The organism is Methanogenium organophilum (assembly GCF_026684035.1).
GTDB classification, from domain to species: domain Archaea; phylum Halobacteriota; class Methanomicrobia; order Methanomicrobiales; family Methanomicrobiaceae; genus Methanogenium; species Methanogenium organophilum.
Map to the genome: position 1 here is coordinate 476,178 of NZ_CP113361.1, position 21,792 is coordinate 497,969.

A 21,792-nucleotide genomic window follows, 5' to 3' on the forward strand; every position below is an offset into this window, starting at 1 on the left:
TTTTCTGCTGTTTCTCCTTGTCTTGCCGGTGTCGGCGGTATACGTCTGGGAGAACACCACCATCGATACCATCGATGCCGACCCGTACCAGAGCTCGTTCACCTCGCTTGCGTTCGACGCCAACGGCAACCCGGCGATCAGCTACCAGTACCGGAACGGTATCTATGACCTGAAGTATGCATGGAAGGACGCAGGCGGATGGCACAACACCACTGTCGATGCCGAAGGAGCTGTCGGCTACAGTCCCTCTCTCGCGTTCAACGGAGACTACCCGGCAATCAGCTACCAATACGGAACCGAACGGGACCTGAAGTATGCATGGAAAGACGCAGGCGGATGGCACAACACCACCGTCGATGCCGCAGGATTTGTTGGAGATTATACCTCGCTTGCGTTCAACGGAAGCTACCCGGCGATCGGCTACTACAACAATACCCAATCCTCCCTGAAGTATGCATGGAAGGACGCAGGCGGATGGCACAATACCACTGTTGATAACTCAGGATGGGTTGGAACATACCTTTCGCTCGCATTCAACGGAAGCTACCCGGCGATCAGTTACCGGGACGGCCCTACCAATAACAATCTGAAGTATGCATGGAAGGACGCGGGCGGATGGCATACCACTACCGTCGATGACGCAGGAGACGTTGGTATATTCACCTCGCTTGCGTTCGACACCGATGGCAATCCTGCGATCAGTTACTACGACCTGACCAATAAGGTTCTGAAGTATGCGTGGGAGAACGGAGGCGTCTGGCATACTATCACCGTTGATGAGACAGGAGACGACGTTGGCAAGTACACATCGCTTGCGTTCGACACCGACGGCAATCCTGCAATCAGCTACCATGATTCCTCTCCCAACAACAACCTGAAATATGCATGGAGGGACGAAGGCGTATGGCAGACCACCACCGTCGATGCCGCAGGATACGTTGGCCAATACACATCGCTTGCGTTCGACACTGACGACAATCCGGCGATCAGCTATTTCGACAGGACCAACGGAAAACTGAAGTATGCATTCCGCATACCCGTCGGCACCATCACCGTCACATCAGCGCCGACAGGAGCGACGGTCTGGCTCGACGATGTGGAAACCGAGTCTACAACGCCCGCGGATCTTACGGATGTCCCGACAGGCATGCACAACGTCACGGTCCTTCTGGACGAGTATCAGCCCGGAATTAACAACTCAGTTGAAGTCCTCTTTGATCAGACCACCGTTGTCACCTTTAGTCTTGTGCCGGTTCCCGGCAATCTCACCGTCACTTCCCATCCTGAAGAGGCGTGGATCTGGCTCAACGGGGTGAACACCACCGAGCAGACGAACACCACGCTTGAGGGCATTTCCCCCGGCACCTATGACGTCACCGTTCAGAAACAGGGGTACGAGACGCCGGCAAACGAGACAGTGACAGTGGTGAGCAATGCAACGACTGCCATCTCCTTTGACCTGATCCGTCAGACGGGTATTCTGCAGGTAAACTCAACTCCGTCCGGAGCAAGTGTCTACCTGAACGGCACCGACACCGGCGCCCTGACAAACGTCACACTCAGTGACAGACCGGTTGGCACCTATAATGTCACCGTTGTAAAGGACGGATATGATTCCGCCAGCCGGATTGTCACCCTCACAAAGGACGAAACGGAGGACATCAGTTTCACGCTGGTACAGCAGGTCGGGACATTGCAGGTCAACTCGAATCCGTCCGGAGCAGGTGTCTACCTGAACGGCACTGACACCGGTGCCCTCACGAATGTTACCCTCTCTGACACCCCGGTGGGGGTTTACAATGTCACCGTCGTAAAGGATGGCTATGACACAGCAACCCGGATTGTCACCCTCACAAAGGACGAAACAGAGGACATCAGTTTCACGCTGATACAGCAGGTAGGAACACTGCAGGTAAACTCAACTCCGTCCGGAGCAGGTGTCTACCTGAATGGCACCGACACCGGCGCCCTGACAAACGTCACACTCAGTGACAGACCGGTTGGCACCTATAATGTCACCGTCGTAAAGGATGGCTATGATTCCGCCACCCGGATTGTCACCCTCACAAAGGACGAAACAGAGGACATCAGTTTCACACTGGTGCAGCAGGTCGGGACACTGCAGGTCAACTCGAATCCGTCCGGAGCGAGTGTCTACCTGAACGGCACCGACACCGGCGCCATCACGAATGTTACCCTATCCGGCAAGCCGGCGGGGGTTTACAATGTCACCGTCGTAAAGGATGGCTATGATTCCGCCACCCGGATTGTCACCCTCACAAAGGACGAAACGGAGGACATTAGTTTCACGCTGGTACAGCAGGTCGGGACACTGCAGGTCAACTCGAATCCGTCCGGAGCAGGTGTCTACCTGAACGGCACCGACACCGGCGCCATCACAAACGTCACGCTCAGTGACAGACCGGTTGGCACCTATAATGTCACCGTCGTAAAGGATGGCTATGATTCCGCCACCCGGATTGTCACCCTCACAAAGGGCGAAACGGAGGACATCAGTTTCACGCTGATACAGCAGGTCGGGACACTGCAGGTCAACTCGAATCCGTCCGGAGCGAGTATCTACCTGAACGGCACCGACACCGGCGCCATCACAAACGTCATGCTCAGTGACAGACCGGTTGGCACCTATAATGTCACCGTCGTAAAGGATGGCTATGATTCCGCCACCCGGATTGTCACCCTCACAAAGGGCGAAACGGAGGACATCAGTTTCACGCTGATACAGCAGGTCGGGACACTGCAGGTCAACTCGAATCCGTCCGGAGCGAGTATCTACCTGAACGGCACCGACACCGGCGCCATTACGAATGTTACCCTATCCGACAAGCCGGTGGGGGTTTACAATGTAACCGTCGTAAAGGATGGCTATGACACAGCAGCGCAGATTGTTACCCTCACAAAGGACGAAACGGAGGACATCAGTTTCACACTGGTACAGCAGGTCGGGACACTGCAGGTCAACTCAACTCCGTCCGGAGCGAGTGTCTACCTGAACGGCACCGACACCGGCGCCATCACGAATGTTACCCTCTCTGACACCCCGGTGGGTGTTTACAATGTCACGGTTGAGAAAGAGGGATACGAACCCGCAACCCGGATTGCCCCTGTGACAGAGGGCACCACCGAAAATGTAGCCTTCACGCTCACACTTCTCCCCCCTGTCGCAAACTTCACTGCAGACCCGACCGCCGGCAGTGCCCCTCTTACGGTGCAGTTCAATGACACATCAACCGGCATTGGCGACACATGGCACTGGGACTTCGGCGACGGTACGAACTCAACCGAACAGAACCCCTCCCACACCTACGCCACAGGCACCTACACCGTGGCACTAACGGTCGCAAACACTGCAGGAAACGACACCGTCGTGAAGACCGACTGCATCACGGCAGTGTACAGGAGAACTCCGAGCGACGGAGATGACGACAATGCGTTACTGGTATTCGACAGAAGAACGAGTACACTCCTCACGTCTTCAGCGGGTAAGATCCTGCGGACAACCGAAATCACATCGGATGACGACATTGCCACCCTCACCCTCCCACTGGGCACAATCGCCCTCGGAGGGGACGGGAATCCCCTGACGAATATCACCATCAGAAAGATCAGCTCATCCGATCTCCCCCCGGCAACTGACAAGGCGACATTTAGCTTCGCAGGGTTCACCTACGAGTGTAACCCGGCAGGTGCGACGTTTGCCCCACCGATCACGCTCACCTTCACGCTCTCCGCGGAAGAATGGGAGATGCTCAACGGCGACGTAAGCGTACGGTTCTATGACGATGCGACCGGCACGTGGGTGAACGTCCCGGTGACGGTTGATGCTTCGGCACACACGGTGACCGCAACGGTCGCACACTTCTCCATCTTCGCTCTCTGTGTCGAGGCAGCGGACGATACCTTACCTGAGGCAGGAACAATACCGGTAACAACCGTTCCCACGGCAACAGAAGAAACAAATGTAGGGGATGACACAGACACGCCAGAGCCAACGCCCACCCAACAGTCACCACTCGGTTTTGCACCAGTGGCGGCACTCGGTGCGTTGCTGCTCTTGAAAAGAAGACGGTAAAGATTGAGGCCAGTCCTCACAGTCCTGGATTCCACAAACCACTATCTTTTTACTCCCTTACACGCCCAACAAAAAAATAGAATGTAGGGTTATTCCACCGGAATAGTCCGCTCCGGCGTCCACGCCGGGTCGACAAAACTCAGCATGGTCGCATTCACCTCTCCGGCATTCCTGTAGCCTTTCTCCTGGTCCGGCGCGATGTATGCGACATTCCCGGCAGGTACCTGTATCATCGTTCCACCGGGGGTGAATACCTCAACCTCGCCTGTGATCACGTAAATTACCTCAGACGCCCCGGCGAGCTCGTTGAAATCCGCAGACCCGCCCGGAAGGATTTCGGCGTATGCGACGCTGTAGTCAACCGGGAAGTGCTTATCCGGCATCAGCACCGGATTTGCCAGGGTGTAGATCATCATGTCAGACCCGATGTCCCATTCGATGCCCTCACGGGGATCGGGGATGACAATCGGGATACCGTTTGTTGCGCCACCATCCGTTCCCGGTGCATACGCTGCCAGTTCATCTCCGGACAGCTCAACCCCTGCTGAAAACGGCGGCTGAATGACGTCAATATAGCGGAGGGGCACATCTCCGGCCGCGGTGATTGTCTGCAGGACACCCATCGGCAGGACGACAATCTCCCCTTCCCGGGCGGTCACGGTTGTGGCATCGCAGTGGATCTCCGCTTCACCTCCAATCACACAGACCATCTCTGATGTCCCTAAAAGCCGGTGGGGGAGTGTCCCGTTGCCCGGCGGAAGAGTCACACATCCCATGCTGTAGTTAATTGTTATATCCGGCGTTTCTTCACCGATGATCCCGGAATAGTGTCCCTGCCCGTCAAAGATGGAGAAGCCTTCATCCGGCGTAAGCAGACGGATGTCCGCATCCTCTGCCGGAGACGGACTCTGGGTAAGACATCCGGCAGAGACGAGTGTGAGCGTTGCGATTAAGATGAGACAGACGACCCGGTGCATGGATTATGAATATGCGGGAGGGAGTATAAATCCGCTTATCTGCATCCGTAAGGGAGAATAAAATAGAGGGATGAGAGAGGGTTTGGTGGTATGACCGGGTGCATATGGCCGCTCCCGGTATCTTCACCGGAGGTTTAGTCCTTATTTTCCCTTCTTCTGCTGATGGAGAGAATTCCACCTGCCACCACAACGGCAGCGATGAGAATTCCCCAGGGCCAGAGGGCAGGCCCGTCCGATGATTCTGCTGGCGTCAGGGTCACATCCGGCACGGGCACTGCAGGCACCGTTTCGGCAAAGAGTGCGTAGGTGCTGAAATGACTGACCTGAATTGTGATGGTTCTCTCGTCTGCATCCGGAACGCCCGCGATACGCTCCCATGCACCGCTCGTTGTGTTGAACCATGCCGTTTCCGCCTCATCCCCATAGAGGGCCCATTCGTCCTCTGAAAGCGTGAATGTCAGGGTGATTGGTGGAGTGAATGTCACGCCGTCCGGCATGCAGTCATAGGCGTAGAGGGAGACCGGACGCTCTATTGCATCAAACACCCCGGATGCCGGTATGGTGGTGACAGGCACAGCGACGATGCTGATATTCTCCTGAAGAATACCTGATACACCCCGTGCGGTGACACCGGCATCGATGGTGAGGTAGCCGGTAATATCATCCGCCCAGATGGTTACGGTTCGTTCAACCGCACCGCTGGGCCCTACCGGGAGCTGTGCCGTTTCAATAAATTCGTCGGGGTTTGTCATCGCAGGCGTTGACACTACGGTCGGTTCCGCGGTCGGCACAGCCGTCGCCGGCACCGGTGTCGGGGTCGGAGTTATTGCGGGGGTTGGCGTGTCATCGCCATCGCCGCTCGTCTGGGAGGTGACTCCAATGTAGCGTGCCTTTTCCATGATGAGGGCGCCATATGCATTCGTCGCCGTGAGGGAGACCGTGTAGAAACCAATACACTGGTAGGTGTGCACCGGGTGCTGTTCTGTGGAGGTCGCTCCGTCGCCGAAGTCCCAAAGCCAGGCGGTCGGGCTGCCGGTGGTCAGGTCGGTGAACGTGACCATGAGCGGGGGATATCCGGCAACCGGTGTTGCGGTGAAGTCAACGGTCATCGGGTTCGTGACGGTGATGTAGTCCGCCTCTTCCGCCCGGTTATCTCCCGCCGGGTTCGTGATCGTGAGAGCGACGTCGTAGGTGCCGACGGCAGTGTAGGTATGGACCGGGTTCTGTTCGGAGGAGGTTGTTCCGTCGCCGAAGTCCCAGCTCCAGGTCTCGGGGTGGCCTTCGGAGTAGTCGTAGAACTGCACCATGAGCAGGGCATTCCCGGTGAGCGGGGTCGCGGAGAACTTCGCCACGGGTGCCTCGTTCACAGAGTACGCGACGAGTGCCTTGTAGGAGAAGCCGTCCGGCGAGAGCGCAGTGAAGGTGTAGATGCCGTCTGCGTAGGTGTAAGTCGTTGCAAGGTGGGAGACCACCCCGTCATGGGAGAGGCTGAGGACGGTGAAGGTGTCCGCCCCACCCCAGGCATCCACGTATGCAGCAGATGCACTCATCACGATGACCGCATCGGAGACATTAATCCCGCCGAATGCGGATTTGTTAATTTCCATCGTGTAGGCCACTTCTTCGAGTTCGGCACCCATCTCACCCTGTACACCGAGCTGGAAGAGCCGGCCCATTGTCTCGTTCACGGCGCCCCGGGTAATCGTGACATCAAGGCGGGTGTCGGGGTCTGTCAGGCCGGATAGGGAGCCGGAGATGTTCGCACTGATACCGGTGTTCACAGCGCCCACGTCTCCGCTGAGGTTGACGGCGTTCGTGATGTTGCCAATCGACGCACCGGTGCAGTTACCCGTCCAGTCCGAGGAGCGGTTCTCGAGACCCGATGTGTGGATGGTGATGTCAATGCCGGGGTTATGGACAAGGATGGTCGTGTTGTCGTCTGTTATAGTGGCATTGTGATTCCCGGTGAGGTTGATGGATACCTGCTGGGTGGCATCGTCAAAGGTCATGTTGGCAACGGTGACGGGCAGGGTGTCGTTGAGAGCGGTCTGCTCCGGCGTGATGATGATCCAGCCGGGACGCATGTCGTCGAACCGGTAGGTGGCGTTGGTTCTTGTCCACTGCGGGTTGATGAGCCGGAGTTCGCATTCACACGGCAGACCATTCGAGTGCACCTGCATGTCGATGAGGGAGACCGCGTCCTCGCTCGTGATTGCGTCCGGTGCTGCTGCCGTGACCTGGAGCCAGCCGTTTTCATTCCGGACGTCGGAAGAGACAACGAGACCCGGGATGGTCGCGTTCGCACGGATATCCATCACGCTCATGACAGTCCGGTTGAACTCCATGATGAACGAGAGGGTGGTGACTTCATTGAGTCCGCCGGCGGTGACGGTGAGATACCGGGACGATTCTACCGGCAGGGCACCCGAGGGTGCGTCAACAGAGGTGCGTGCTTCGACCGCGATGGCGCCGTCTTCCAGGACAACCGGGCATGGGCAGCCTGCGGCATACACGGATGCGTCTGTGATGGTAAGGGATGCGGTCTGCCGGAGCCCTTCGATCTCCGGGGCGGACCGGAAGGTGAGGTTGGCAACCGCGGCGGTGTCATCAGAGGTGATGCCGGTGTCATCCGTGATTGCAATCGTTACAACGCCACCGGTATTATCGATGGTCGCCTCGAAGACGGCGTCCTCGGTGAGGGGTGCGGGGGCAGCGTCATCCACCGTGACAAGCGCCGGATCGTAGGCGAGGGTGAACGTAAGCTCCGTCACATTGTCCAGTCCGCTGGCGCTCACCAGGAATCCGGCACTCTCGTTTGCGGGGAGCCGGCCCTCAGGAGCAGTGAGGGTGACTGCCGGAGTGCTGCTCACACAAATATAGTCCTCGCGGGTGAGGGTGTCTTCACCGTATTCGCTTGCGACGGTGAGGGTGACCGTGTACGTGCCTTCCTCTTCGTAGGTGTGCACCGGGTCGGTATCGGATGAGGTGGTGCCGTCTCCGAACGACCAGTTCCAGGTCTCCGGCCCGCCGGTGGAGGTGTTGGTGAAGGTGACCTGGAGCGGTGCGTCACCGGTCCGGGGTGCTGCGGTGAAGGAGGCGACCGGAGCGGTTCCCACCGGTGTGAGGGTAAACGTGGCCTCACTGGTTGCGTCCAGGGTGACCTCGATGGTCTGCGCCGGGACGGGGGTATACCCGGATTTCCCGACGGTGACCGTGTGACTGCCGACCGGGATGTCGGGGAGAGTGGTGTTCGTGAGGAAAGTGGTGTTGCAGCCGTCCAGCCAGATCCAGGCATTGTCCGGTGAAGAGGTTACATGGATGGCACCGCTCTCCTGGGTGAGGCTGAAGAAGACTTCGCTTGTCTCATCCGGCACAACCGTTACGCTCCGGTTCGTCGGGCGGAGGTAGCCATCTTTCTCGACCGTAAACGTGTGGGTGCCGGCGGCAATACCGGTGATGGTGGTGTTCGTGAGCCGGCCGGTGTTCTCGCCGTCAAGCCAGATGGTGGCGTTCGCCGGACTGGAGGTGACGCGGATGGAACCGGGGTGGGAAACGAGGGTGAAGTCCACCGTTTCTATGGTGCCGGTTGTGACGGTTGCAATGCCCGTTGCGGGTGCATAGCCGTCCTTCTCGACAGTGACGTTGTACGTGCCAACCGGCTGGTCAGCGAAGGTGAAGTTCGTGAGAACACCTGTGTCAGTACCGTTCAGGGAGATACGGGCACCGGAAGGAGTGGAATTTACCTGTAACGTCCCGGTCTGGCCGACGAGGGTGAACTCGACGAGTTCGGTTGCGTCCTTTGTAAGTGTGACTGTCTCGGTCTGGCTGTCATAGCCGTCCCTGACCACAGTCACATTGTATTCACCGACAGGCTTGTCTGTGAAGGTGAAGTTCGTCAATTCACCCGTTGAAGCGTTGTTCAGGTAGATGCTCGCATTCGTTGGCGTAGAGTTCACCTGCAACGTCCCGGTCTGGCCGACGAGGGTGAATTCGATGAGTTCGGTTGCGTCCTTTGTAAGTGTGACTGTCTCGGTCTGGGAATCGTAGCCGTCCTTCACCACAGTTACATTGTACTCACCGACCGGCTTGTTTTCGAAGGTGAAGTTCGTGAAATCACCCGTGGCGACATCGTTCAGGTAGATGCTCGCATTCGTTGGCGTGGAGGTAACCTGCAACGTCCCAGTCTGGCCGACGAGGGTGAACTCAACGAGTTCAGTGGCATCCTTTGTAAGTGTGACCGTCTCCGTCTGGGTGTCATAGCCATCCTTGACCACAGTCACATTGTACTCACCCACCGGCTTGTTTTCGAAGGTGAAATTCGTGAAGTCACCTGTGGCAACATCATTCAGATAGATACTGGCGTTCGTTGGCGTAGAGTTCACCTGCAACGTCCCAGTTTGACCAACGAGGGTGAATTCGACAAGTTCAGTGACATCCTTTGTAAGTGTGACCGTCTCCGTCTGGGTGTCGTAGCCGTCCTTGACCACAGTCACATTGTACTCACCCACCGGCTTGTTTTCGAAGGTGAAATTCGTGAAGTCACCTGTGGCAACATCATTCAGATAGATACTGGCGTTCGTTGGCGTAGAGTTCACCTGCAACGTCCCAGTCTGGCCGACGAGGGTGAACTCGACGAGTTCAGTGGCATCCTTTGTAAGTGTGACCGTCTCCGTCTGGGTGTCGTAGCCGTCCTTCACGACCGTAACATTGTAAACACCCGCCGGCTTGTCAGTGAAGGTGAAGTTCGTGAAGTCACCTGTGGCAACATCATTCAGATAGATACTGGCGTTCGTTGGCGTGGAGTTCACTTGCAGCGTTCCGACCTGCTGTACTAACGTGAAATCAACCAGTTCGGTGGCGTCCTTTGTGAGATTTACCATCTCCGTCTGGGTGTCGTAGCCGCCCTTCACGACCGTAACATTGTAAATACCCGCCGGCTTGTCCGTGAAGGTGAAATTTGTGAAGTAACCCGTATCTACATCATTCAGGTAGATGCTTGCATTCGTTGGCGTGGAATTTATCTGCAACGTGCCGGTCTGACCGGTGAGCGTGAATTCGACCAGTTCAGTGGAATCCTTCGTCAGGTTTACCATCTCGGTCTGGCTGTCGTAGCCATCCTTCACGACGGTCACATTGTACTCACCAACCGGCTTGTTTTCGAAGGTATAGTTCGTAAACTCACCTGTTGAAACCTCATTCAGGTAGATGCTGGCATTCGACGGTGTGGAGTTCACCTGCAGGGTCCCGAACTGCTGCACTAACGTGAAGGAAACCCATTCAGCGGAATCCTTTGTCAGCGTGACAGTCTCAGTCTGGGTATCGTAGCCATCCTTCACGACCGTCACATTGTATTCACCCACCGGTTTGTCCGTGAAGGTGAAGTTCGTGAAATCGCCCGTTTCTACATCATTAAGATAGATACTTGCGTTTGATGGCGTGGAATACACCTGCAGAGTTCCGACCTGTTGCACCAGCGTGAAAGAAACCCGTTCAGTGGCATCCTTCGTCAGGGTAACGGTCTCGGTCTGGCTGTCATACCCGTCCATCACGACCGTGACGTTGTATTCTCCCACCGGTTTTTCCGTGAAGGTGAAATTCGTGAACTCGCCTGTAGCAACATCGTTCAGGTAGATGCTCGCGTTCGTTGGTGTCGAATTCACCTGCAGGGTGCCGACCTGCTGCACTAACGTGAAGTCAACCAGTTCAGTGGCATCCTTTGTGAGGTTTACCGTCTCAGTCTGCGTGTCATACCCGTCCTTGACCACCGTTACATTGTATACACCAACCGGTTTTTCCGTGAAGGTGAAATTCGTGAACTCGCCTGTTGAAACCTCATTCAGGGAGATGCTGGCATTTGTCGGAGTCGAATTCACCTGCAGAGTTCCGACCTGCTGAACCAGCGTGAAGGAAACCCATTCAGTGGAATCCTTTATCACCGTGACAGTTTCCATCTGGGTATCATAGCCGTCCTTCACGACTGTCACGTTATAGTTACCTGTGTCAAGACCGCTCAACATGGTATTGGTCACCGAGGCATTCAACACTCCGTCAAGGTAGATGCTCGCTCCGGAAGGAGTCGAGTATATTTGCAAATCGCCGGTCTGGTGAACGAGGTCGAACGTGACCAGTGTCGTTGCGTTATTGGTGACGGTGACTGATTCGTTCACAGCGGTCTCGTAATCGTCCAGGACAACCGTCACATTGTATATACCCTCCGGCATATCCGGGAAGGTGGTATCCGTTACCTGTACCGTGTCGACACCGTTGAGGGTGACGGATGCACCATCCGGTGTTGAGGTTACGGAAATGGTACCGGTACCAAACGGCTGGCTCTGGAAGATCGGATACTGACCTTTGTAGGTAAATACCTTCCAGATCTTTGATGAATCAGCTTCAGTGCTGATTATGCCTGCAGACCATGCAAGACCGCTTCCTTCTGCGCCGGTCAGGAAATCATAATCCCTGAACTGCGTCGTGTCAGGAACCAATATACCAAGACCGGAACCTCCGGCTGTGGCACGGTAACAGTTCGTATAGGAAGCAGCATCGTTGTGTCCAAGGAACCCGCCAGCGGTCCCGACCACCGCCGCAACCGCAGTACCCGTCGCAAAACTGTTCGTGATGGCGGCACTATACCGGTTTAGGCCGACGAGACCGCCGGCATCACCGATTGCCGCAGTTGCATTGCCGGTCGCATAACAATTGACAATGGTCCCGCCATTCTCGTTCGTCCCGGCAAGACCACCGACATCGTAGGCATCACCGCTGGCATCTCCGGTTGCATAACAGTTGATAATATCGCCGTCATTATTCCAGCCAACAAGACCGCCATTTGCATACGACGGGGCATAGGCATCTCCTGTTGCGTAACTGACAGAAATGGACCCACAATTCTGGCCGACAAGACCACCTGCGTGTTTGTCACTGCCGGTCACACCGGTTGTTGCAGAACAATTCTCTATAGTGCCCGGATTATACCCAACAAGACCTCCGGTGTTCATCACACCGAATACCGTTCCTGCCGCATGACAGCCGGAAATTCTACTTCCCGCATCATTCTGACCGACAAGTACACCAACATGGTTGTTCCCCCGCACGCCGTCATCCGTTGTCTCAACCGAGACATCCACGATCACGGCACCGGCACCTGCCCGACCAAAGAGTCCAACAGAATCAATTCCGCTCTGTGCGATTGTGAGGTTCGTGATGGTATATCCGTTCCCGTCGAACGTACCGGCAAAGGGAAGTGTGCTGTTACCAATGGGGCCGGACGGCTGACCGGAGGAAAGACAGATGTCACTACCCACGGCAAAGTGCTTCCCGGTCCAGTCCTCAGAAAATGTGACGAGTTCCTCGATATCAGAACTGGTGTTTATCCAATAGGGGCTTTCTGCAGTTCCGTTTCCGCCGCTGTAGCGGGGAAACGCAAAGAGTTCTTCCTTTGTTTCACCGGCAGATAGTATCACATTCCGCGAGAGTGGGGCAAGACCCGTGCGTTCGACCGTGACGTTATAGGTGCCGGTATCAACACCGCTTAGAGTCGTGTTCGTGACACCGCTTGCAGTGCCGTTCAGGTAGATGGTCGCTCCGGACGGCGTGGAGTTGATCCGCAGATTCCCAGTATGGTGAAGGAGGTCGAACGTGACCAGCGTCGTTTCGTTGTTCGTGACCGTGACGCTCTCGTTAACTGCCGTTTCGTAGTCGTCCAGCACAACGGTCACATTATATGTACCGGTATCAAGGTCACTCAGGCTTGTATTCGTGACACCACTCAAACTGTTATTTAGGTAGATGCTCGCTCCGGCAGGCGTGGAGTTGATCTGTAACCCACCCGTCTCATGGGAAAGCGCAAAGAACACATCCGTTGTCTCATACCGGGAGACGTTCACCGATTCATTCAACGCGGTATAGTACTTGTCCAGCACTACCGTCACATTGTGATCGATATCGGGGGCAATACCTCCCACCGTGGCATTCGTCTGCACCGACCGGTTCACGCCATCGATCCAGATCCACCCCTCGGACGGGGTGGTGTTTATCTGCAGCGTTCCGGTAACATTTGCAAGCGGTGCAATGGTCTGACTGGTAGAGAGGCCCTCGAGCCGTGCATAGACATACTTCTCCGCCGTGTTCACGCCGTTCGTGCCTGCCACCTCACCCCACGTATCGTCGTTAGTGTGCCACATACTCAGTTCCGACGCATTGACCGCTGCCACATCGTCATCACGGTAGCTGATATTCAGGAGCATCCAGTTCGGTGCTGTGACATTCACGAAGTGGCTGATATTCGCGTACCCCGAGGGAGCGGCCAGCGGGGTGCCGGTGACCCCGGAGATCTGCATGGCGCCCGCGAAGGTGAAGGAAACAGACGTGTCCACATCTTTCCTGAACGTGAGATTAGTGAAGGTGACGCCGGTGCAGTCTGCCTGTACTGAGAAGTCGTCACCCGAACTGTCTTCCGCACTGATGTCGGTAAAGGCCGCGTCATCGGAGCCTGAAACCAGATAACACCCGCCCCCCTCAGTTGCAGCGGTGTTACCCGTGTAGGTGGTATCCGTGATCACGGCATTGTCCGAATTGGAGAAATAGCAGGCACCGCCCCGATTTGTGGCAGTATTCCCGGAAAATGTCGAACCGGTAATTACTGCATTCGCTGAACCGGTGAAACAACTTCCTCCACCATAATTTGTGGCCGTGTTGTCGGTGTATTCTGTATTGGCAATTTCAGCAGATCCGGAATTGTAGAATTGAGACCCGCCGCCGACCGTCCCCGTATTGCGGGTAAATGTCGTATCCTGAATGTCAGCAAATGATGAACTGATGAAGTAGCATCCTCCGCCATTATCATTCGCCGTGTTTTCGGTATAGGTGGTGCCGGTGATCTGTGGTGAGTCGGACTGTTCAAAGTAACAGCCACCCCCATAGTTTGCATTATTGTTCGTGAAGGTCACGTCTGTCACGGCAGCATCGTCCGATCCATAGAATGATACTCCGCCACCAAAGGTCCCTGCCGTGTTGCCGGAAAAGGTGGTATCCGTGATGCTGCTGTCGTCGACATAAGTGATACTCACTGCACCGCCGCTGTCCTCGGAGTCGCCTGTGGACACTTCATTCCCGGTAAAGACACAATCGTTGATGTTCAGGCCCTGCAGGTGCGAACCGACCGTCCCCAGCGCCTGAACACCGGCACCGGCGCCGGCATAGGTGTTTCCATAGATGTGTAACCCCTGCAGGGTGGTATTGTCCGCACTGATGGTGATGGCAGGTGCGGTTTGTGAGGTGTTCGTCAGAAGCGGCCGGACGGGGGACCCCTCCCACTGCCTGATGGTCACATTTGCCGCATTAATCGTGAACCCGCCTTCATAGGTATGACCGTTCATACCCCAGATACGCACGGTGTCGCCATCACTGATCGCAGGAATCTCCAAGACCTCCGAATAGTTCCCGGCGCCGGAAATGGCAGAGACATTCCAGAGGGTGATCTCCTGCAGGGTGACATCGACAAGTGTAGTCTCATGGTTCACGACCGTTACATCACGGAGTACAGGATTACACCCTGCACGCACAACAGTGACAGTATACTCTCCTCCTGCCGGCTGACCGGTAAAGGTAACGTTGGTCGTCTCTTCCGTGTTAACGCCGTTCACATAGACTGTCGCTGAATCCGGAGTGGAATTCACCCGGAGGTCTCCCGAACCCTGTCTCTGAAATATTGGATACTGGAATTTATAGTCGGATACACGCCATACTTTTGATACATCCTCAGTAGCAGCAATACTGCCTGCAGACCAGTTCAGGCCATTACCAGTTGTTCCGGTAATGAAACCAGAGTCCATGAATCTGGACCGGTTTGATTCGTAGATACCAACATCATTATCACCTACAGTATAGCGGTAACAGTTCCCGATAGAACCGCTGCTGTCTCCAACAAGACCACCGTAGCCTGAACCGCCGGAGACTACCGTTCCGGCTGCAAAACAATCCCACAATGTGGTGTCGGAACCTGCGATAATTATTCCTACAAGACCGCCAACGCTGCTCGCTGATGATGAAGCCGCATTCACATCACCGGTAGCATAACAGTCAACAAGGGTGCAGGTGCCTGATGAATGACCTACTTCACCGGCGAACCCGCCAACACTGCTGCCGGAAGCAGTAACATCTCCCATTGCATAGCAGTTCACCATGTTGCTGTTATAGGCCCAGCCGGCAAAACCTCCTATGGAATTACTGGAAGAAGAAGAGGAGCTGACATCGCCCGTCGCATAACAGTTCAGGAAATTACAACTTCCGGGCCTTCCGACAAGACCGCCAATTTCACTTCCGCCGGTAACATCGACATCCGCAGAGCAGTTTGTCAAAGTACCGCTATTGATATATCCTACGAGGCCGCCAAGTTGATTCGCTCCTGTTATACTACCGCTTACAGAACAATTTGTTATGGTGATTTGTCCGGCATACCCGGCAAGAACACCGATATATGAATATATTCCTCCCGTTACACCCTCCGGACCAGTTTCGATTCTCAGGTCCTTAATTTCTACACCGGACCCAACGTAGCCAAAGAGACCGGCATAATTGCCGTCCCTGGCCATCGTGAAATTGCTGATGGTATACCCCTGACCGTCAAAATTTCCGGTGAAATAATACCCAGATGTGGAGTTCCCAATCGTCTCAGTGGGACTGCTCGCAAGGGCAATATCATTCGTCAGGATGAAATACGTACCACTGACCCAGTTCGCGGAATCGGTTGAAAGATCTATGAGATCATCTTCTGTACTGATTTTGTAAGGATCATCCGACGTTCCGCTGCCACCGCTGTACGCGGCGGCCGGCATTACCAGTAATAGACAAAAAATGAGCATTCCAAGAATAATTATACGAAATATTGACCAATTATTGCATAAATCATTTAAATCTATAAATATTTTTCTCAAACGGGGGTTTAGAGACATTAAATCGTATTTTTACAGACCACACATATATATATTTGCAAATAATACTCTCATAAAAAGTGTGGGTTAATATACCACCATTACAAAAAAGGGACGCCGGGATATCTGCAATCTGGCCGGGGGTTTCCCGGCACGCTGGTTTTCCGGTTGAACTACCGGAACAGTTGTTCAGGATATTGGGGATATCCATTTCAACGGATCTTCCCGTACCAATACCAGAACAATCATCTCTTCTGCCCGAAGAGAGATACGAAAAAAATGTTCCACCCCCTAATGGAGGCGGGCGGGGCAAGAGGTAGTGTAGATGGGGATTTTTTCCTGCCCTGCCGATAATGCCGGTCCGCAAGACACCGGCCCTGTAGTGTGTGTGGTCTGGGGGGGCCGGGTGTCTTCGGATCGCTATTCTGAGAGTGTATATATATTGATGGGATTGATGGAACTGAGGGGGAAAGGTGCCACTCACCCCCGGTCCTGGTGACACAGGGGGTGAGTGGAATGTTCTGGTCTCTACGATTTCCGAAACGTTCGGCGGTTTTTACTCAGTGGAAGGGCCGCCATGATGGAGGCCGGTGCCGGCATCAGCGGGCCGGTTTGCCTCCATGAATGCACGGACAGCTTCATGGTCACCGTTCTCAAGTGCGGTCTCAAGTTCGGTCGTGTCAACGCCGTTTGCCTGCATTTCCGTAATCATCTGCTGCATGCGTTCTTCGTTCATTGCATGCCTCTGCCCTTCGCCCATTTCAGGAGCATCTGTGGGACGGTTCTCCTGAAGGAATGCTCGAACAGCCTCACGGTCACCGTTCTCAAGTGCGGTCTCAAGTTCGGTTGTCTCAATACCGTTTGCCTGCATCTTTTCAAGGGCGAACTGTGATATCGTGCCGTTCTTCATCATGCCCCTCTGTCCGGATTCGTCATCCGTGGCAAGTGGTGATGCCATGGCGGCGCAGACACAGAGCACGGCAAGGCCGGCCAGTGCACATACAAGTTTGGTACCCGTCTTCATTTTCACCTCCGGTTTTTTCGAGTCCGGGCAGGGGGTGGAACCCTCCCCGGTCCTCTGATCATAGAGTTCACCCCGAGAGGGATAAATGCATAAAATGGAGGAGAGAGAACGATGCAACCACGAGGTTGCACACTGGTCATATGCGATACCAACAACCCCCGTTGCCCGATCCGCTCGGGACAGCACAGAAGGTGTTTCCAGGCGTATGTTCAGGATTTCCAAACGATACCATATACAACCGTTGTGACGGTTTCCCCGAATCATGAACAGGAATCGCGGCAAATACAATGCCGGCCCATCCGGACCCTGTATGAACAGGTACCGGAATCAGGAATGTTCTCTCCTCTCTGTGCTGCGGGTATGCGACAGCAACAGAGAATCATCTTCTCAGAAAATTCAACAAAAAGGGAAAGAAAAATGGGATCTGGTATGCACCGTTCCCGGTTGTGTTTCAGGTCCGGTGCTCTCCCAGCCTGCAGGGCCTGTGACTACCGGAACCGAACCGGTAAACCCCCCGCCTTTCGCTGGCGACAACGGGGTTTATCCATCGGATCCTGGCATTCACAAACCGATTCAGCACCTACTGTTCTGCGGGAGGCTCTCCATCCGGTCGTTCTCGGGGACCGCCGCCTTCTGGCATATCTGCGGCCATGTTCTCCTGCAAAAAGGCGAGAACAGTATCCATATCACCGTTTTCAAGGGCCAGTTCAGCCTCTGTGGTGTCGACGCCATTCTCCTGCAGCATCTGAAGCATCTCCAGGGCATGTTCACTGTCCATCTCCGGTGTGCCATCCGGTGGCATGTCATCCCGGACAGAGCCATTCTCCATCGTGTTCATCACAGGTGCATCATCAGGCATCTCTTCATCAGGGAAAGGAGCAGCGCTCCCGGTTTCTGCAACAGGTGTTGGTGTCTCTCCTCCTGCTGTTTCAGTCGTAGTGCACCCTGCCGCATAGATACAGAGCACAACAAGCCCGGCTACTACAATAATCATTTTTTTACTCTTATCCATTCGATGTCTCCTTTCAGGTTTCCGGTCCGGGCATGCACTGAACCTTTGCCCTCATATACCAGTCCGCATACCGCGTGATAAATGCGGAGAATAGCAGGGATTCTGTGTATTAACCGCGGGGTTGCATGACAAAACCCCCGATAGCCGGATTCCGGCCGGGAGTCACCGGGGGGAACGGCTTTTCCTGCTGAAACGGATGCAAACCGCACCACCATGTGCGGTGATAAAAACGCCCCGGAACCGTGGTGTGAACCGCTTATTCCGAAGATGAATCCGGGGACGCCGGTCCGGGGAATACATCCCCGTGATGAGACCCTGCGCCTGCACCGGTGGGCCGGATCTTTTGGAAGAATGCATGGATGGCAGGCAGATCGCCATTCTCAATAGCCGCCTCGAGTTCAGTGGTGTCGATGCCGTTTTCCGCAAGCATCCGGAGGGGAGACGGCATCATACCCCTCTTTTGTTCCATGCCATCCCGCTCTGTGCGGTCCCCCGTCGGGAGCCCTGCCGTAGCAGAAATGCAGACGGAGGGCACAACAGGGCCGTCCGGTGCCTGTTCATGGGGAATATTCTTCATCTGTTTCTCTCACATCTCCTGTCTTCTCAGGGCAGGGGTCAGGACAAAGAGTGCCATACCTTCCCGGACCTCTTAACAGATGATTCTCCGGAGAAGGATAAATGCATAAAATCGGAGGGATGGCATGATGCAACCATACAGTTGCATGGTGGCCGTCCCTGTCGTTCACTCCGCCCGGAGTGCCTCAATCGGATCGAGTTTCGATACCTGCCCCGATAATGCCGATGAACCCCGCTTCATATACAAAATTCCGCAGGATTTCGCCATTCTGCGTTCCAATACTGCGGAAAATGCCGATCTCATGTATCCGTTCCGGGCTTTTTGCTCATAGATCTATGCAGACGGATATACATGCATAAAATGGAAGAGACAGGACCGATGGAACCACAGGGCTGCACGATGATCGCATCCGGATGGAGAGACCAGACACGGAGAACGATAATATTCCGGATTTGATGCACCAAAAACCATTTCACAAGAGTTTGTCCAGCTCTTCGACCGTCAGGTGAGCCTGTTTTAATATATGAGACAATGTTGAACGTTTGATTGGTTTATGTGCAGGGATGGTCAGTTTCAGGGTTTCTGCCTGCATGTGTTTTTGCATGCGGATATGACTGCCCTTCTGACGAACAACAACCCAGCCATCTCGTTGAAGAGCATTGATGAGCGCACCATAATTGATGCCGGGAATTTTTGTCATATCGCAATCTCAACCTGTTCGGCGGCATCACTGAAAATCCCGTCATCTTCAATTGGCTCCAGATAGAGATCAATCGCTTCCCTGATATTGCGCAAGGCTTCTTCACGTGTATCCCCCTCACTGATACAACCAGGAAGTGCCGGTACAAATACGGTATACCCCCCTTCAACACTGGGTTCAAGAATGACACGTAATTTCATAGAATTATTTCTCCCCCTATGACCACTTTAAAGTACGGTTCAGCACCGCAGCCTTCGGGCCGGTCACCTGACAATACCTATTTGCCGACTGCATCTGCATTGGAACCCAATCGTAGACACACTGAATAACAATCCAGAAAAAAGAACCCGCAATCAGGATCTCAAGAGAAGGATTCTTGCGTTGCATACAACATCAAGCGCCTCCGCAAATCGAAAGGAGGCACATCGGGACCACATCAACCATTATTCTCTGACGATGCGGGAAATCAGGGAACAAACCGCTCTATGATAGGAGCTATACCTTCGAGAAGTTCAAGGAGGAAAAACTGAAATAACGGGAAGGTATGCCGTCAGTGAGACAGAAAAAATGGCATGGGGTGTTTTCACTCCGCCCGGAGTGCCTCAATCGGATCGAGTTTCGATGCCCGCCATGCCGGGTACACACCCGAGATGATACAGATGACGGCGCCTATGATCATGCCTTCCGGGACGTTTACGAGACTGCCCCAGGCAAAGAAGTACTCGGTTGTTCCGACCATCCCGAAGACCACCACATAGCCGATCACAAGGGACAGAACCGCCCCGATACCTGCCCCGACAATGCCGATGATCCCCGCTTCATAAACAAACATCCGCAGAATCTCACCTTTCTGCGTTCCGATACTGCGGAGGATGCCTATTTCGCGTATCCGCTCGGTCACAGACATCATCATCACATTGAAGATGGAGACCGCCGCCACGAGAAGCGAGATGCCTGCGATAGCAAGGGCAAAGGTGGTAATTGTCCCCAGTGTCGAGGAGATGGTCTCAAGCATCCGGCTGGAGTCCTGCACCCGGACTTCATCATCCTTCTTGTTCAGGGTCTCATCGATGCTTTCCGAGACCGCATCAATTTCATCAATGTCATCGACAATGACATTCACCTGGGCATATTCATCCTCCCCGCCGTAGCGGCCGGTGAAGAACTTCTCTGTCGTGATGATCGCATTGTCCGAGCTGATGTCCATCGACATGCCGCGTTCTTCGAGGATGCCCGTTACCCGGACGGTTGTCTCACCTTCGTCGTCGTCCTCATCGCCGATGGTGATCTTGCTTCCGACTTCGATACCATAGCGTTCGACCATGTCCGGCCCGATGACGACCTGTGATGTGGTTGAGGGGAAACTGCCCTCGGTAAGGGTGAGAACCTCCTTCATCGCCTCGTCATCCATCGCATATATCGTGGTCCGGCCACTGCTGTCGCCGGTCTCAATACGATCGCTTTCCGAGTAGAGGTAATAGACATACGAGGAGCCCGCGGCCTTGCGGATGTCGTCGAACTGGTCGTCTGAGATGTAGTCATCTTCATCATCGTCGTCACTGCTGCTGCCGCCGCCCGGCCCGAACATGCCGCCGCCTCCGCCGCTGTCAGGGCTGACGACAAGAACATTGGCCGTTGCCGAGAGCTCTTCAGTGACCGAGAGGGTCATGTTAGCCGAGATCATGCCGATGGATGCAATCGCAACGACGCCGATAACGATGCCAAGCGCCGCAAGCACGGATCGCAGGAGGTTCAGACGTACACTCCGCATCGAGAGCTGAAAGATAATATCGGGTTTTTTCATGCAATCCTCCCGTCCTGTATCCGGATCGTGCGGTCGGCGTACTCTGCCGTCGACTCGTCGTGCGTGACCATGATGACTGTTCGCCCCTCACGGTTGAGGTCTGCGAGCATCTCCATGATCTGGGTGCTTGTCTTCGAGTCAAGGTTTCCCGTCGGCTCATCGCAGAGCAGGATGGCCGGTTCATTGATCAGTGCCCGTGCGATGGCCACCCGCTGCTGCTGACCGCCGGAGAGTTCTGACGGCCGGTGTGCAGCAAGCGCCGCATTGATTCCCACCCGGTCCAGAAGGGTCTGCACCCGCCCGGTATCGTCATATTTCCGGTACCTGAGGAGCATGGGATATTCGACATTCTCATAGGCCGTCAGCAGGGGAATGAGATTGAATTTCTGGAAGATGTATCCTATCGAGTCTCTCCGGAGTGCTGTTAAGTCATAGTCACTGAGAGTACCGATATCCTGCCCTTCGATACTGACAGTCCCTGTCGTCGGAACGTCCAGACAGCCGATCTGGTTCATGAGAGTCGATTTGCCGGAACCTGAGGGGCCCATGATTGCGACGAACTCTCCTTTCGTAATCTCAAGAGAGACCCCGTCGAGTGCATGGACGTCCCCGGAAAGGAGGGGGTATATTTTACGCACATCATTGAGCGCAATAACCGGTGTGGAGCCCAT

At 54.9% G+C, this 21,792-nt stretch carries 11 protein-coding genes; 1 reads left to right on the top strand and 10 read right to left on the bottom strand.

The features are described from left to right. Positions 1-28 precede the first annotated feature (28 nt). Entirely contained in the window at positions 29-4,093 is a 4,065-nt protein-coding gene (locus OU421_RS02510) for a PEGA domain-containing protein (protein ID WP_268187031.1), read from the top strand. 89 nt (positions 4,094-4,182) lie between these two features. On the opposite strand, the gene OU421_RS02515 is transcribed toward OU421_RS02510, so the two are convergent. The 10 genes from OU421_RS02515 to OU421_RS02555 form a co-directional block, all read right to left on the bottom strand. Continuing rightward, on the bottom strand, positions 4,183-5,070 hold the full coding sequence (locus tag OU421_RS02515; RefSeq protein ID WP_268187033.1) for a cupin domain-containing protein: 888 nt from the start codon (positions 5,068-5,070) through the stop codon (positions 4,183-4,185). A 134-nt stretch (positions 5,071-5,204) separates the two neighbouring features. Further along, positions 5,205-15,908, bottom strand: coding sequence for a PEGA domain-containing protein (locus OU421_RS02520; protein ID WP_268187035.1), 10,704 nt, complete (start codon positions 15,906-15,908; stop codon positions 5,205-5,207). Between the two features lie 652 nt (positions 15,909-16,560). Next, the gene (locus tag OU421_RS02525; protein ID WP_268187037.1) at positions 16,561-17,028 is read right to left on the bottom strand and encodes a hypothetical protein; all 468 of its coding nucleotides are present in this window, start codon (positions 17,026-17,028) and stop codon (positions 16,561-16,563) included. A 580-nt stretch (positions 17,029-17,608) separates the two neighbouring features. Beyond that, positions 17,609-18,040 (bottom strand): hypothetical protein, encoded by a 432-nt coding sequence (locus OU421_RS02530; protein ID WP_268187038.1) that lies wholly within the window; start codon positions 18,038-18,040, stop codon positions 17,609-17,611. Between the two features lie 256 nt (positions 18,041-18,296). After that, positions 18,297-18,617, bottom strand: coding sequence for a hypothetical protein (locus OU421_RS02535; protein ID WP_268187040.1), 321 nt, complete (start codon positions 18,615-18,617; stop codon positions 18,297-18,299). Between the two features lie 184 nt (positions 18,618-18,801). Continuing rightward, positions 18,802-18,924, bottom strand: a complete 123-nt coding sequence (locus tag OU421_RS12995; RefSeq protein WP_326493531.1) for a hypothetical protein — start codon at positions 18,922-18,924, stop codon at positions 18,802-18,804. Between the two features lie 165 nt (positions 18,925-19,089). Continuing rightward, positions 19,090-19,317, bottom strand: coding sequence for a type II toxin-antitoxin system HicA family toxin (locus OU421_RS02540; RefSeq protein ID WP_268187042.1), 228 nt, complete (start codon positions 19,315-19,317; stop codon positions 19,090-19,092). Beyond that, a complete protein-coding gene (locus tag OU421_RS02545; RefSeq protein ID WP_268187043.1) occupies positions 19,314-19,517 on the bottom strand; it encodes a type II toxin-antitoxin system HicB family antitoxin in 204 nt (67 codons plus the stop codon). The genes OU421_RS02540 and OU421_RS02545 overlap by 4 nt, the downstream gene beginning before the upstream one ends. 383 nt (positions 19,518-19,900) lie before the next feature. Beyond that, the gene (locus OU421_RS02550; protein WP_268187044.1) at positions 19,901-21,121 is read right to left on the bottom strand and encodes an ABC transporter permease; all 1,221 of its coding nucleotides are present in this window, start codon (positions 21,119-21,121) and stop codon (positions 19,901-19,903) included. Further along, positions 21,118-21,792, bottom strand: coding sequence for an ABC transporter ATP-binding protein (locus tag OU421_RS02555; RefSeq protein WP_268187045.1), 675 nt, complete (start codon positions 21,790-21,792; stop codon positions 21,118-21,120). Before OU421_RS02555 ends, OU421_RS02550 begins: the two co-directional genes overlap by 4 nt.